This window comes from Actinophytocola sp. KF-1 (genome assembly GCF_054661535.1).
Genome location: NZ_BAAFVK010000012.1, coordinates 225,760 through 239,517, shown reverse-complemented (window position 1 = coordinate 239,517; position 13,758 = coordinate 225,760). Strand labels below are relative to the sequence as shown.

The following is a 13,758-nucleotide window of genomic DNA, read 5'->3' as shown; positions in this document are numbered from 1 at the left end:
GTGCGTGTCACCCGTCTGGCGGCTGTTCTGGTCCTCGTCACCCCACTCGTCGCGTGCAGCATGTCGGGCCCGCAACCGGGCGACACCGCCGACGCCTTCCTGGCCGCGTTCGCCAAGGGCGACCTCGGCGCGGCGGCCGAGGAGACCGACTCGCCGGACAGCGCGAAGGACCAGATGGCCGCGGTGCGCGCGGCCCTGGAGCCCAAGTCGGTGCGCACGAAGGTCGAGGAGGTCAACCAGGCGGACGGGTCGTCGACCGCGAACGTCGCCTACTCGATCACGTGGGACCTCGGCAGGGGCAGGAAGTGGACCTACGAGAGCCACATCGAGCTGCGCGAGTCGCAGGACACGTGGCAGGTCCACTGGAGCCCGACGGTCATCCACCCCAAGCTGTCGCAGCAGCAGGCGATCGCCGTGCAGGGCGAGGAGCCGGACCTGGCCCCGGTGCTCGACCGGGACGGCAACCTGGTGCTCGCCCCGAACCGGGTCATCTCCGTGCTGCTGGAGAAGGAGAAGGCCGGGAACGTCTCGTCCGTCGCCGGTGCGCTCGCGACCGCGCTGAACGGGTTCGACCGGACGATCACGCAGGCGTCCATCCTCGCGGGCGCCGACAAGACCCCGGCCGGGCAGCCCTACCAGGTGGTGGCGCTGCGGCAGTCCGACTACGACCTGGTGAAGCCCAGGATCTACGACCTGCCCGGCGTGCGGTTCACGTCCGCGCCGCGGCTGCTGCCCGAGAACAAGAAGTTCGCGCCCACCCTGCTGCCGGGCATCCGCAAGGTCGTCGAGGCCGACCTGACCGGCAAGGCGGGCTGGCGGGTGATCACGACCGACCCGGCGGGCGCGGAGGTCGAGGAGCTGTACGCCAAGGCCGCCGAACCGGCGAAGGCGGCGACCAGCACGCTGAGCGTGCGGACGCAGAACGCCGCGCAGGCCGCGGTGGACCTGGAGAAGACACCGGCGATGATCGTCGCCATGCAGGCGTCGACCGGCGAGCTGCTGGCGGTCGCGCAGAACGCGGCCGCCGACAAGGAGGGCCCGGTCGCGTTGATGGGCCGCTACCCGCCGGGCTCCACGTTCAAGATCGTCACGGCGGCGTCGGCGCTGGCCACGGGCAAGGTCACCGGCGCGACGAAGGTCGGCTGCCCGGCCACGATCACCGTCGAGGGCCGCGAGATCCCCAACTCCGGCAAGTTCGACAAGGGCACCGTCCCGCTGTCCAGCGCGTTCGCGTACTCGTGCAACACGACGTTCGCGCAGCTGGCGACGCAGATGGGGCCGTCCGAGCTGACCGGCATGGCGAAGAACCTCGGGCTGGGCGTGGACTTCGTCATGCCCGGCGCCACCACGGTGACCGGCTCGGTGCCGCCCGCGTCGAACGTGGTGGAGCGGGCCGAGGACGGGTTCGGCCAGGGCAAGGTGGTGGCGAGCCCGTTCGGGATGGCGCTGCTGGTGTCGACGGTCGCGACGGGCACCATGCCGACGCCGACCCTGCTGCGCGGCGCCACCACCGAGGCGGACACCCAGGTCGAGCCGGTGTCACCGCAGGTGCTGGCGGGTGTGCGCGGGATGATGGAGGAGATGGTGCGGATCACGCCGTCGCTGCGCGCGTTCCCCGACCTGCGTGGCAAGACCGGCACGGCCCAGTACGGCGACGGGACGCACGCGCACGGCTGGTTCGTCGGGTACCGCGGCGACCTGGCGTTCGCGGTGCTGCTGACCGGGGCCGAGAAGTCGAGCAAGGCTGTGGTGGCCGCGACCAGGTTCCTGTCGGGCCTGTCTTAGGCTGGGGTGCATGCCCGTTCGTGCCCCGTTGAAGCCCGGTGTCCAGTCACCGCGTCGCCCGGTCCCGTCGTCCATCCCGCGGCCGGAGTACGTCGACAAGCCCGCGCCTGCCCGGAACACGGACCCGTGGGTGCAGCCCGACGAGGTGATCGAGGCGATGCGCGTCGCGGGCCGGATCGCGGCGCAGGCGTTGCAGGAGGGCGGCAAGGCCGTCAAGCCGGGCGCGACCACGGACGACATCGACGCGATCGTGCACGAGTTCCTGCTGGACCACCACGCGTACCCGTCGACGCTCGGTTACCGCCACTTCCCGAAGTCGTGCTGCACCTCGCTCAACGAGGTGATCTGCCACGGCATCCCGGACACCACCCGCATCGAGGACGGCGACATCGTCAACATCGACGTGACGGCGTTCATCGGCGGTGTGCACGGTGACACCAACGCCACGTTCCTCGCCGGGGAGGTGTCGGAGGAGGCGCGCCTGCTGGTGGAACGCACGCGGGAGGCGACGATGCGTGCCATCAAGGCGGTGAAGCCGGGGCGCGCGCTGAACGTCATCGGGCGGGTCATCGAGTCGTACGCCAAGCGGTTCGGCTACGGCGTGATCCGCGACTTCACCGGCCACGGGATCGCGAGGAGCTTCCACAGCGGGCTGGTGATCCTGCACTACGAGGAGCCCAAGGTCGACACGGTCATCGAGAAGGGCATGACCTTCACCATCGAGCCGATGATCACCCTGGGCGGCATCGACTACGACATCTGGGACGACGGCTGGACGGTCACCACCAAGGACAAGAGCTGGACCGCCCAGTTCGAGCACACCCTGGTGGTCACCGACGACGGCGCGGAGATCCTGACCCTGCCGTGACGCCCCCCGTCCGCGAGTCACGCTCTCCAACAGCGCGAGTCACGCTGTCAGGCACACCGAGTTGCCGGTTTCGTGCAGAAGCCGACCTGCACGAAATCGACATCTCGGTGTGCGCGAGAGCGTGACTCGCGAGGTCAGAGCAGGGCGGACAGGACTTCCAGGATTGCTCGCGCCACCGGGTCCGGGTCGGTTGCCGGGGCCAGGTGGTGCGTCGCCAGGCGGCGGACCGGCCAGCCCTGTGCCTCCGCGGCGGCGGCGTCCTCCTCGTACGGCTCCGACAGCAGCACGAACCCCGCCGGACCGGCCCACTCCACCTCCGGCCGTTCCTCCTTCAGGAACGCGATCGGCACCTCCGGCGCCTCGTCCGCGATCTCCGCGCGCAGCTCCGGGTCGGTGACCAGCGCTTCGAGCGGGTCGGGGTCGAACCACCGCTGCCAGCGCGGCAACTGGCCCTCCCGCGACAGCGCGCGCAACTCCGCGTACAGCGACGCGGGCACCGTGTCCCGCCACGACCGGCCCGGGGTCGGCAGCCCGGCGTCGACGAACACCAGGCCCGCGACGTCGTCCTCGAGGGAGTCCGCGAACGCGGGCAGCAGCGGCCCGGCCCCGCTGTGCCCGATCAGCACCACCGGCCCGTCGAGCGGCTCCTCGCTCATCGCGTCGGCGAACGCGCCCAGCAGCACCTGGTGCACGGGCGGCGCCACCACCGACGGCCGCAGGTCCAGCAGCACCGCCGGGTGCCCCAGCGACGCGAGCGCGTCGGCCAGGGGACGTAGGCTCGCCGGGCCGAGGAACGGGCTGTGCACCAGAACTGCGGTGACCGGTGTCGCGGGCATGACCGCGATGATGGCAGGTGAACGGAAGGATGGGGATGCGGGGAGCGCTGCTGGTCGCCGGGACGTCGTCCGACGCGGGCAAGAGCGTGCTGGTCGCCGGGATCTGCCGGTGGCTCGCGCGCCAGGGCGTGCGGGTCGCGCCCTTCAAGGCGCAGAACATGTCCAACAACTCGGCCGTCACCGTCGAGGGCGGCGAGATCGGCCGGGCGCAGGCCACGCAGGCCCGCGCCGCCGGGCTCGAACCCAGCGTCCGCTTCAACCCGGTGCTGCTCAAACCCGGGTCCGACCGCAGCTCGCAGGTCGTGCTCCTCGGCAGGCCCGTCGGCACGCTGCGGGACTACCGGCAGCGTGACTTCGGCGCCACCGTGCTGTCCACATTGGACGGACTGCGGCGCGACTTCGACGTCGTGGTCTGCGAGGGCGCCGGCTCGCCTGCCGAGGTCAACCTGCGCGCCGGCGACGTCGCCAACCTCGGTCTCGCGCGTGCCGCCGACCTGCCCGTGCTCGTGGTCGGCGACATCGACCGCGGCGGCGTGCTCGCGCACCTCTTCGGCACCCTCGCCGTGCTCGACCCGGCCGACCAGGCCATGATCCAGGCCTTCGCGATCAACAAGTTCCGCGGCGACCCCGGCCTGCTGCGGCCCGGGCTTGACTGGCTCACCGGCGCCACCGGCCGGCCGGTGCTCGGGGTGCTGCCGTGGCGCGAGGAACTGTGGCTCGACACCGAGGACTCCCTCTCCTACGCGGCGGACGGCGTGATCGGCCGCCCCCGGCCGCCGGTGGGGGACCAGTGGTTGCGGGTCGCCGTCGTGCGGTTGCCGAGGATCTCCAACGCCACCGACGTCGAGGCGCTCGCGTGCGAGCCCGGTGTCGCGGTCCGGTTCGTCACCGAGCCGTCCCGGCTGGCGGACGCCGACCTCGTCGTGCTGCCCGGCTCCAAGTCCACTGTGGATGACCTGAGGTGGTTGCGGGACAGGGGAATTGCCGACGCGATCACACGCTCGGACGTCCCGGTGATCGGCATCTGCGGCGGGTTCCAGATGCTGGGCACCCGCATCGTCGACGAGGTCGAGTCCGGCGCGGGCGCGGTGGCGGGGCTGGGGCTGCTCGACCTCGACGTCGAGTTCGCCGCCGAGAAGACCCTCGCCCGCCCGTCCGGGACCGCGTTCGGACATCCGGTCAGCGGCTACGAGATCCACCACGGCCGGGTCGTGCGGCAGCGCACACCCACGCTCGTCGAGCGGGCCGACGGGACCGGGGAAGGCGCGTGGACCGACCGGGTGCTCGGCACCCACTGGCACGGCCTGCTCGACAACGACGGCTTCCGGCGGCACGTCCTGCGGTGGGCGGCGGAACGCGCAGGCCGGGACGGGTTCGTCCCGGCGCCGGACACGTCGGCGGCCGCCGCGCGGGCCGCGCAGCTCGACGTGCTCGGCGACCTCGTCGCGGAGCACCTCGACACCGCGGCGCTGGTGGGTTTGATCGAGCACGGCCCGCGGCGCGACCTGCCTGGCTTGGTGGTGGGTCAGGAGAGCGTGCCGTCCACCACCTCGTAGCCGACCCCGTGCGGTTGGTCGCGGGCCAGGGCGGCCGCGGGTGGTTCGCCGAGCAGGTTGCGCACCAGCACGCGGCCGATCATCTCGTGCGACACGATCAACGGCCGGTCGGTGTGGCGGGCGATGGCGCGCAACGCTTCGGCGGCCCGCTGGTCGGCGTCCGCGTAGCTCTCGCCGTTCGGGAAGCGCCAGTGGTACTTGTCGCGGGCTCGCTCCGGGGCGCGCGCCGCGACCTGGGCGCTCGTGAGGCCGGTGAAGTCGCCGTGGTGGAGCTCGGGCAGCACGTGCACGGGGACGCCCACCGCCTCGGCGATGATCTTCGCGGTGGTCCTGGCCCGGCCGAGCGGGCTGGTGCAGATCAGGTCGACAGGCTGGGTGCGCAGCTTCTCGGCGTGACGGCGTGCCTGGGCCAGCCCCGCCTCGGTGAGCGGGGAGTCGGCTCTGCCCTGTCCGCGGCCGGCCAGGTTCCACTCGGTCTGGCCGTGCCGCGCCAGGAGCACTCGGGCGAATGGTTCCACGTGGCCTCCGGCCCCCGGTTGCCAGCTTACCCGGGTGGGGTGACAGTTTTGGTTGGCGCGCAAGGGGTTGTGGACAACCGGGGTGGCTGTGGACAACTGCCCGTCGCGGGCCGGGTGTTGTCGGTGTCCTCCGGGAGAATGGAACCGGGGGCCGGAGGCCGCGCCCACGCGGAAGCCGCGGCGGTGGGGTCCGTGGGGACCGGGGCCCACCGCCGCGGCTGGTCGTGGCGTCAGTCCTGGTTCGCCGCGCGCCTGCGCTTCGTGATGACCAGGGCGGTGCCACCCGCGGCGAGGAGTGTCAGGCCGGCCAGCGAGATCGGCAGGACGCCGCTCGCACCGGTCTCGGCCAGGTCGTCGTCGTTCGCCGTCTTCCTGATGCCCTGCGTCGACGTGGTCGGGCCCGCGTCGTCCGTCGTGGTGCCCGACGTCGGCTCACTCGGCTCGGTCGTGCCCGTCGGCGGCTCCGTGGTGCCGCCGGGCCGGGTCGTCGTGGTGGTCGTGGTCGTGGTGGTCGGCGGCGTGGTCGGGCCGGTGCCGCCTGCCCACGCGCACTTCGCCTGCGACAGCACGATGTCGGCGCTCGTGATGGTGCCGACCGGGCCGCCGATGATCACGTGCACGGCGTTCACGGTGAGCGTGCCACCGCGGCGGATCTGTTCGTTGATCCGGACCTTCGCGATGCCGAGCACGTCGATCTCACCGGGCAGCGTGACGTCGATCCGCTGACCGAGGACGGTCAGGTTCGCGATGGCGGACGTGCCGGTCACGCCGGTCGGGCCGGCGACGCACTCGGCCTCGACGATCGACGCGCTGAGGACGTTCTTGACCACCACGTCGGCGATGCCGGCCGAACTGACCAGCGTGCGTCCCTTGAGGACGGAGGACGCGTTGAGGGCGTTCGCGGTCACCAGGCCGGCCACGTCGGGCCCGACCTTCACCAGCGAGTCACTGCCGCCGCGCGGGTACACCGCGACCGGGCGCGGGTCGATCTTCACGAGCGGCCGGTCGAGCAGGGTCGTCTTGACGGACAGCGCGTAGGCCGAGCCGGCCGGGCCCTTGTCGGCGACTGCCGCCGGCGCGGTGAGGACCGCTGCCAGGGCGGCGACGCCCACGAGGCCGCATCCGGTCGCGAGCATGCGGGTACGACGCAAGGTCATCTCCAGGGTTCGTCTGCGGATTGGTTCCCCGACGGAAGGACCCCAGAATTGTGATTACCGACGGTGAAGTCAATTCACGGACAGGAGTGAGCGTCGGCCCGGAAGTGTCACCCACAATTTCCGATCACCGTTATCGATTCGTTATTTTTGTACGATGATCAGCGACGATGCGGAGCGCCCTTCTGCTCGCCAAGCCGTTGCGCTGGGCCAACCAGGCGGTCGTCTCACTCGAAAGAGTGACCCGCACGATCACGAAAGCGTCACGGCTACGTGACGCGGATCACTTCCGATTGTTCTGAACCGACCAGAAACGCCGGGGTCGGCGAATAGCGTCGAAACCGTTCTGATAAGGCCTCAGTCCAGCGGCAGGTTCAGCAGCGCGTTCTCCACGAGCTCCGGCATCGCCGGGTGGATCCAGTACTGGCCGCGTGCCATCGACCGCGCGTCCAGCCCGAAGCTCATGGCCTGGATCAACGGCTGGATCAGCGTCGACGCCTGCGGGCCGATGACGTGGGCGCCGAGCAGCTGCCCGGACGCCGGGTCGGCGATCAGCTTCGCGAACCCGGTCGTGTCCTCCATCGCCCAGCCGTACGCGATGCCCGCGTAGTCCTGCTTCGCGGTGACGTACCGGAGGCCGCGCTCGCGCGCCTCCTCCTCGGTGATCCCCACCGACGCCACCTGCGGCGACGTGAACACCGCGTGCGGCACGAACCGGTGGTCGGACTCGACCGGCGTCTCCGGGTGCAGCAGGTTGTGCTGCACGACGCGCGCCTCGTGGTTCGCGACGTGCTTCAGCTCGAACGGCGAGCTGATGTCGCCCATCGCCCACACGCCGTCGGCGGTGGTGTGCTGGAAGCAGTCCACGACCACGTGCCCGCTGCCGGCCACCTCGATCCCCGCGGCGGGCAGGTTCAGCAGGTCCGAGTTCGGGGTGCGGCCGATCGCGACCAGCACCACGTCCGTCGACAGGGTGCCGCCGTCGAGCTCCAGCCGGATGCCGTCGGCGTCACGGGCGGCGCGGAGCACCTTCTGGTTCAGCCGCACGTCCCACTTGGCCGAGGCCAGCTCCGTGAACCGCGCGCTGACGTCACCGTCCTCGTGCCGCAGCAGCGCGCCGGACCGGGCGATGACCGTGACCTCGACGCCGAACGACGAGAACACGTGCGCGAACTCCGCCGACACGAACCCGCTGCCGATGATCGCGAGCCTGCGCGGCAGCTTCTCCAGCCGCATGATCGTGTCGCTGGTGTGGTAGCCGACCTCCGCGAGGCCCGGCACGTCCGGCAGCACCGGCCGCGACCCCGCGGCGAGCACGATCCGGTCGGCGGTGAGCGCCTCCCCGTCGACGTCCAGCGCACGCGGCCCGGTGAACCGCGCGGTGCCCTCGTACACGGTCACGTTCGCGTTGTCCGGGTGGTTGACCCGGTAGTCCCGGCCACCGGCGGCGATCGGGTCGATCCGCCCGAAGATCCGGTCGCGGATGTCGGCCCAGCGGACGCCGTCGAGCGTCTCGTCGACCCCGAGCCGCGCGGCGGCGGCCGGCGTGGCGGCCAGGTCGGCGGGGTGGACGAACATCTTCGTCGGGATGCAGCCCACGTTCAGGCACGTGCCGCCGAAGGTGCCCTTCTCGACGATCGCGACGCGCTGGTCGCGGAACCGCTCGTCGAGGATGGAGTTGCCGGAGCCGGTGCCGATGATGACCAGGTCGTAGTTCGTCACGTGGTCATTCAACCCGCACCGGCACCGGCGGATTCCTAGTGCTGGTAGGTGGGGGTGATGATGGCCCGCGCCAGCGTGTGGAAGGCCAGGTTGAAGCTCACGACGGCGGCCGAGGCGTTCTCGTCGACGTCCAGCTTCTCCACGTCCACGGCGTGCACCACGAAGTAGTAGCGGTGCGGCACGTCGCCCTGGGGCGGCGCGGCGCCGCCGTAGGCGCGGGTGGAGAAGTCGCTGCGCACGTGGAACGCGTCGCCGGGCAGGCTCGCGTCGTCGGCGCCCGCGCCCGCGGCGAGCTCGGTGGTGGACGCGGGGATGTTCACCGCGATCCAGTGCCAGAAACCGCCGGGCACGGGCGCGTCCGGGTCGAAGCACGTCACCACGTAGCTCTTCGTCCCGTCCGGCGCGCCCTCCCACGACAGCTGCGGCGAGGTGTTCCGGCCGCCGGCGCTGTCGTGCACGGCGCTCATCGGCAGCTGCTGCCCGTCGGTCACGTCGGCCGACGTCACGGTGAACGATCCGGTGGCGGGGAGCAGGGAGTACGGGTCCGGTGCGGTCGGACGCTCGAGGCTCATCGCATCTCCATTCGATGATCACTCTGATGATCACTTCGGGGCGAGTCCACCCTAGTCCCGCCGGAACGGGCTCCGCCGGGCATAGGCTGGCCGCACGGATCGAGGGGAGACCACAGTGACCGGCAACGACGACATCGAGCCCGCCCCGTCGACACGCGTGCGGTTCCCCGGCATCAGCCCGCGGGCCTACGAGCACCCCGCCGACCGCGGCGCCATGGCGGCGCTGCGGGCCGTGCCGGGGGTGGCGTCGGTGCTGAAGGCCGTCGCGGGCATGTGGAACGAGCGGGCCGAGCGGCTGTTCGCGGTCGCGTCGGCGATCCGGGTGGGGGACAAGCAGTACCCGAGGATCAACCGGCTGCGGCTCGACTGTGCCGAGACACTCGACCTGGACACCACACCGGACCTGTTCGTCACCCGGCACCCGGTCGCCAACGCCTACGCGATCGGCATCGACAAGCCGTTCATCGTGCTCACGACCGGGCTGGTCGAGGCGCTCGACCTGGCGAGCCTGCGCGTCGTGGTCGGGCACGAGACCGGGCACGTGCTGTCCGGGCACAACGTGCTGCGGACGCTGCTCATGCGGCTGCTGCGCCTGCAGGCCACCGTCCAGTGGGTGCCGATCGGCGCGCTGGGCCTGCGCGCGGTCATCGCGGCGCTCATGGAGTGGTTCCGCAAGGCGGAGCTGACCGCCGACCGCGCGGGCCTGCTGTGCTCGCAGGACCCGGCCGCGGCGCTGCGCCAGCACGTCTACATGGCGGGCGGCGCCTCCATGTCGGACATCGACATCCCGGAGTTCATGCAGCAGGCCAAGGAGTACGAGGACGTCGACGACATCCGCGACAGCATCCTGAAGCTGATGACCGTCGAGAACATGAGCCACCCGTTCGCCGTCGTGCGCGCCGCGCAGCTGCAGCGGTGGGCCGCGTCGGAGGAGTACCGCGCGATCCTGGCGGGCGACTACCTGCGCCGCGCCGACGACCAGCCGTCGTCGTCGATGATGGCCGACATCAAGGCGGCGGGCCGGTCGTACAAGGAGTCGTGGTCCAACTCCACCGACCCGCTCGCCAAGGTGCTGGCGGACGTGGGTGAGGCCGTGTCGGGCGCGGCGGGCAAGGTGTTCAGCCGGTTCGGCGGCGGGCGCGGCGAGGAGGACGAGCCGACCGGCTCGGACGGCAGGTGAGGGCTACCCGGCCGCCAGTTCCTCGCTGAACACCTTCTTGCAGACCGGTGCGCAGAACGCGTACCGGGTGCCGTCGTGGTCCAGGGTGATGGCCGCCGTCGCGAGGTCGACCGCCATGCCGCACACCGGGTCGATCGCCGTGCCGGGGGCCGCGTCCCGCTGTTCGCCCGCCGCGCGGTAGTCGTCCGTCATGAGACGGGTGATGTCGGTCGCCGTGGTGACGCGGCCGAGCGTGCCGACGGCGTGTTCCTTCAGGCCCACGATCTGCACCTGGCAGTGCGGTTCGCGGTACAGGCGACCCGCGTCGGCCTCCGTCGCCGCGATGACCTCGGTGACCTTCGGGATCATGTGCTCGCCGAAGGACGTGCCGAGCCAGGAACCCGGCACGGTCAGCCGGACCAGGTAGCGCGGCTCGTCGCCGTTCGTCACCCACGTCGCGGGCTCGTGGACCAGCACGTTCGTCAGCGCGCGGGCCTTCGCGAGCACGGCCTCCGGCGCGCCCTCCTCCGTCAGCAGCCCGGTCAGCAGCGCCTGCCCCAGGTGCTCGCGCTCCGCCGCGGTGAACGTGCCGGGGCGGGTGAACACCTCGACCGTCATCACGGCCGGTTCTCCTTCACCGGCACCAGGGCCAGCAGTTCGTCGACCGACCACTGGTCGTAGACGTGCGTGCCGTGCTTGCTCGCGAGCACCCGGCCGTCCGGCGCGATCAGGAAGTCGGCCGGCAACCCGAACCGGCCGCCCTCGGGCTTCGCCGGGGGAGCGGGCTTGCGCTTGCGCACCACGTCGGGCAGCGCGACCGCGATGGCGCGCACGATCGCGGGCCACGCCTTCGGGTGCAGCAGCGACCGCGGCGCGGCCTCGACGCCGAACTCGCGGTACAGGGTCTTCTCCGGGTCGGCGACCACGTCGAACGGCAGGTCGGCGACGTGTGGTCGCAGGTCGGCCGTACCGGTGTGGAACAGCACGACCTCGTGGACACCGGCCGCCTCGACCTCCCGCTGCCGGGTCACGAACGACCGCAGGTGCAGGTTGCACACGGGGCACCCGGCGAAGCGGCGGAACTGCAGGTGGACGAGCCGGTCGGGGTCGGGCAGCCGCACGGACCGGCCCATGACCGTCTCGAGCCGACGGGGAGCGACGTGCTCCATGGGGATCTCCTCGGGTAGGCGTACAACGTACATCTACGAGTATGCGCGTATCGCGTACGCTGTCAACTCGTGCCCCGGCCACGCTCGCTCACCCCGGACCGCCTCGCGACCGCCACCCTCGCCGTGATCGACCGCGACGGCCTCGACGCGCTCACCATGCGCGCGGTCGCCAAGGAACTGGGCATGGCGACCATGTCGCTGTACCGCTACGTCACCGACAAGGACGAGCTCGAGGTCCTGGTCGTGGACCACGTGCTGGCCGGCGTCGACCCGGCCGTGCCGCCGGGCGACTGGCGGGAGCGGATCACGGAACTGCTGTCGCGCATGCGCGCGGAGGTGCTGGCGCACTCCTCGGTCGTGCCGCTGCTGCTGCGGCACCGCCACGCCGTGCCGTCGTCACTGGCCCTGATCGAGGCGACGCTCGCGATCCTCACCGACGCCGGGTTCACGGGACAGCGGCGCGTGATCGCGCAGCGGACCATCATCGCGTACCTGTTCGGCATGCTGCAGAACGAGCACTACGGCCCGCTGTCGGGCGCGGGCACGGCCGTCATGGCGGCCCAGCGACAGTTCCCGCTGCTGGCCGCGACCGCGTCGCTGGCACGGGAGGTGGCCGGGGACGTGGAGTTCCACAGCGGACTCGAGGTGGTGCTGCGCGGCCTCGCCTAGTCGCCGGTCGCGGTGAAGTGCTGGAGGTCGCGGGGGTTCGTCCACTCGCCGCCCCACGACCAGCCGATCGCCGTGAACGCGCGGACCGCGACGTCGCCCGGTTCGACCATGCCGGGGCGCCGGTTCGATCTGTCTACATAGGACGACGCGAGTTCCGGCAGCACGAGGTCGCCGCGGGTGTACGGGTTGCAGAACGGGTTGAGGTCGATCGCGAGCCCGTAGGCGTGGGCCGACCACCGCGTCTGGCCCCGCGCCGGGCGGCACACGAACGCGGTCGTGTTGTTGCCGTCGCCGGTGGGTGGCGCGGTCAGTTCCGCGGGCGCCACCACGCGCATCTCCTCGATCGGGAACCGCGCCGCGAAGAGGTGGCCGAACACGCGGGTCACGGCGTCGGCGACCCGCGCGGCGACGACCATCTCGCCGGTGTGCGCGCGCCCGTCGTAGCCGACGAACGACATCGTGAGGTACCGCAGCTCCGCCGCCGCGACCGGGCAGGACGGCTGCCAGGTGCTGCGCGCCAGCACGTTCGCGGGCACGGGTGCGACCGTCGAGTGGTAGCGGCCGTCACCCGGTGGTGGCAGCCGGTCGGCGGTCGGGAGGCTCCGGTCCGCCAGTTCCGGTGGCGTCGGCAGCACCTCGCCGAAGCCGTCCGGCCGCAACGGCAGTGGACGCGCACCGACGGTCCACTTCGGACTCGAAGGTGCGGTGGTGGTCGTGGGCGCCGGCGAAGTCGTTGGTACGGCGGACGAAACGGACGTCGAGGACGACCCGGGCGGTGCCGGGGAGGGCGCGTTCGTGCACCCAGCCACCACGACGGCGGCGAGCACGACGAGCCTGAGCGGACGAACCACGTGCCCCAGCATGCCTCATGCCCAAGTTCACCCGGTCTAGCTACATGGTCAAGTTGACCATCACGGCACCCACCGGGGATGGTCGAAAGACCCAACAGTGAGGAGACGACACATGGGGGCGACCTCGCGGGTCACGCGCCTTCTGCTCGCCGCGGCGCTCGCGTCGGCCGCCGTCGCGGTCGGGCTCACGCAGGCGAACGCCGACCAGGACAACCAGCAGATCGTCGGCGGTGACCGCGCCAGCATCGCCGACCACCCCTACGTCGTGTACCTGACGACCGCGGACGGTTTCCAGTTCTGCGGTGGCACCCTCGTCGACGACAACAAGGTCGTCACCGCCGCCCACTGCACGGTGGGCAAGCAGCCGGACGACGTCCAGGTCGTGGCGGGCCGCGAGGACAAGGAGAGCACCGCGGGCACCGTCAGCGCCGTCAAGGAGATCTGGGTCCACCCCGACTTCACCGACGTCCGCTCCGGCAGCGACGTCTCCGTGCTGACGCTCACCGAACGGCTGCCGTACCAGTCACTCGACCTGCCGAGGGGGGACGACGCCGACCTGTACAAGACCGGGCAGCCGGGGCTGATCCTCGGCTGGGGCCGCGTCGCCGCCGACGGGCAGCCGTCGCGGTACCTGCTGAAGGCGAGCGTGCCGGTGATGGCCGACCCCGACTGCACCAAGGCCTACCCCGCGTACAAGGCGCAGGCCATGGTGTGCGCCGGCGTCCCGCAGGGCGGCGTCGACTCCTGCCAGGGCGACTCGGGTGGCCCGCTGATCGTCGACGGGAAGCTGGCAGGCATCACCTCGTGGGGCGAGGGCTGCGCGGCGGCGGGCAAGCCGGGCGTGTACACGCGGCTGGCGGCCTACCGGGACGTGCTGGAGGACCAGGTCTAGCTTCTCG

14 protein-coding genes are annotated in these 13,758 nt (G+C 71.6%); 6 read left to right on the top strand and 8 right to left on the bottom strand.

Features of this window, described 5'->3' with window-relative positions; all coding sequences use genetic code 11:
• Together ACYQ77_RS32910 and map are read left to right on the top strand one after the other, a co-directional pair.
• On the top strand, positions 1–1,785 hold the full coding sequence (locus tag ACYQ77_RS32910; RefSeq protein WP_459718257.1) for a penicillin-binding transpeptidase domain-containing protein: 1,785 nt from the start codon (positions 1–3) through the stop codon (positions 1,783–1,785).
• 10 nt (positions 1,786–1,795) lie between these two features.
• Positions 1,796–2,653, top strand: a complete 858-nt coding sequence (gene map / locus ACYQ77_RS32905; RefSeq protein WP_459718254.1) for a type I methionyl aminopeptidase — start codon at positions 1,796–1,798, stop codon at positions 2,651–2,653.
• A 134-nt stretch (positions 2,654–2,787) separates the two neighbouring features.
• Here the strand turns inward: map and ACYQ77_RS32900 are convergent, their stop codons facing one another.
• Positions 2,788–3,489 (bottom strand): alpha/beta fold hydrolase, encoded by a 702-nt coding sequence (locus tag ACYQ77_RS32900; RefSeq protein ID WP_459718251.1) that lies wholly within the window; start codon positions 3,487–3,489, stop codon positions 2,788–2,790.
• A 35-nt stretch (positions 3,490–3,524) separates the two neighbouring features.
• On the opposite strand from ACYQ77_RS32900, the gene ACYQ77_RS32895 reads away from it, so the two are divergent.
• Positions 3,525–5,045 (top strand): cobyric acid synthase, encoded by a 1,521-nt coding sequence (locus ACYQ77_RS32895; protein ID WP_459718249.1) that lies wholly within the window; start codon positions 3,525–3,527, stop codon positions 5,043–5,045.
• On the opposite strand, the gene ACYQ77_RS32890 is transcribed toward ACYQ77_RS32895, so the two are convergent.
• The 4 genes from ACYQ77_RS32890 to ACYQ77_RS32875 form a co-directional block, all read right to left on the bottom strand.
• Positions 5,015–5,563, bottom strand: a complete 549-nt coding sequence (locus tag ACYQ77_RS32890) for a histidine phosphatase family protein (protein ID WP_459718246.1) — start codon at positions 5,561–5,563, stop codon at positions 5,015–5,017. The genes ACYQ77_RS32895 and ACYQ77_RS32890 overlap by 31 nt on opposite strands.
• Before the next feature lie 230 nt (positions 5,564–5,793).
• Complete coding sequence (locus ACYQ77_RS32885) at positions 5,794–6,720, bottom strand: choice-of-anchor P family protein (protein WP_459718244.1); 927 nt, start codon at positions 6,718–6,720, stop codon at positions 5,794–5,796.
• A gap of 354 nt (positions 6,721–7,074) precedes the next feature.
• A complete protein-coding gene (locus ACYQ77_RS32880; protein WP_459718241.1) occupies positions 7,075–8,439 on the bottom strand; it encodes a mycothione reductase in 1,365 nt (454 codons plus the stop codon).
• 35 nt (positions 8,440–8,474) lie between these two features.
• A complete protein-coding gene (locus ACYQ77_RS32875) occupies positions 8,475–9,011 on the bottom strand; it encodes a YbhB/YbcL family Raf kinase inhibitor-like protein (RefSeq protein ID WP_459718239.1) in 537 nt (178 codons plus the stop codon).
• A gap of 115 nt (positions 9,012–9,126) precedes the next feature.
• Between ACYQ77_RS32875 and ACYQ77_RS32870 the strand changes: the two genes are divergently transcribed.
• Positions 9,127–10,191: a M48 family metallopeptidase gene (locus ACYQ77_RS32870; RefSeq protein ID WP_459718236.1), complete on the top strand. Its 1,065-nt coding sequence runs from the start codon at positions 9,127–9,129 to the stop codon at positions 10,189–10,191.
• 3 nt (positions 10,192–10,194) lie between these two features.
• Here ACYQ77_RS32870 and ACYQ77_RS32865 read toward each other — a convergent pair whose 3' ends face one another.
• On the bottom strand, positions 10,195–10,788 hold the full coding sequence (locus tag ACYQ77_RS32865; RefSeq protein ID WP_459718234.1) for a YHS domain-containing protein: 594 nt from the start codon (positions 10,786–10,788) through the stop codon (positions 10,195–10,197).
• Positions 10,788–11,339: a peroxiredoxin-like family protein gene (locus ACYQ77_RS32860; RefSeq protein WP_459718231.1), complete on the bottom strand. Its 552-nt coding sequence runs from the start codon at positions 11,337–11,339 to the stop codon at positions 10,788–10,790. The genes ACYQ77_RS32865 and ACYQ77_RS32860 overlap by 1 nt, the downstream gene beginning before the upstream one ends.
• 69 nt (positions 11,340–11,408) lie before the next feature.
• Here ACYQ77_RS32860 and ACYQ77_RS32855 point away from each other — a divergent pair, with 69 nt between their 5' ends.
• On the top strand, positions 11,409–12,008 hold the full coding sequence (locus ACYQ77_RS32855) for a TetR/AcrR family transcriptional regulator (RefSeq protein ID WP_459718229.1): 600 nt from the start codon (positions 11,409–11,411) through the stop codon (positions 12,006–12,008).
• On the opposite strand, the gene ACYQ77_RS32850 is transcribed toward ACYQ77_RS32855, so the two are convergent.
• On the bottom strand, positions 12,005–12,667 hold the full coding sequence (locus tag ACYQ77_RS32850) for a M15 family metallopeptidase (RefSeq protein ID WP_459718227.1): 663 nt from the start codon (positions 12,665–12,667) through the stop codon (positions 12,005–12,007). The two genes, ACYQ77_RS32855 and ACYQ77_RS32850, sit on opposite strands and share 4 nt — an antisense overlap.
• Before the next feature lie 304 nt (positions 12,668–12,971).
• Between ACYQ77_RS32850 and ACYQ77_RS32845 the strand changes: the two genes are divergently transcribed.
• Complete coding sequence (locus tag ACYQ77_RS32845) at positions 12,972–13,751, top strand: S1 family peptidase (protein ID WP_459718224.1); 780 nt, start codon at positions 12,972–12,974, stop codon at positions 13,749–13,751.
• Positions 13,752–13,758: the final 7 nt, after the last annotated feature.

What these genes read in the sequence shown, in the direction of transcription:
- map (WP_459718254.1), top strand. Translation starts at nt 1,796, where the DNA reads ATGCCCGTTCGTGCCCCGTTGAAGCCCGGTGTCCAGTCACCGCGTCGC.
- ACYQ77_RS32900 (WP_459718251.1), bottom strand. Translation starts at nt 3,489, where the DNA reads ATGCCCGCGACACCGGTCACCGCAGTTCTGGTGCACAGCCCGTTCCTC.
- ACYQ77_RS32895 (WP_459718249.1), top strand. Translation starts at nt 3,525, where the DNA reads ATGCGGGGAGCGCTGCTGGTCGCCGGGACGTCGTCCGACGCGGGCAAG.
- ACYQ77_RS32885 (WP_459718244.1), bottom strand. Translation starts at nt 6,720, where the DNA reads ATGACCTTGCGTCGTACCCGCATGCTCGCGACCGGATGCGGCCTCGTG.
- ACYQ77_RS32875 (WP_459718239.1), bottom strand. Translation starts at nt 9,011, where the DNA reads ATGAGCCTCGAGCGTCCGACCGCACCGGACCCGTACTCCCTGCTCCCC.
- ACYQ77_RS32865 (WP_459718234.1), bottom strand. Translation starts at nt 10,788, where the DNA reads ATGACGGTCGAGGTGTTCACCCGCCCCGGCACGTTCACCGCGGCGGAG.
- ACYQ77_RS32860 (WP_459718231.1), bottom strand. Translation starts at nt 11,339, where the DNA reads ATGGAGCACGTCGCTCCCCGTCGGCTCGAGACGGTCATGGGCCGGTCC.
- ACYQ77_RS32845 (WP_459718224.1), top strand. Translation starts at nt 12,972, where the DNA reads ATGGGGGCGACCTCGCGGGTCACGCGCCTTCTGCTCGCCGCGGCGCTC.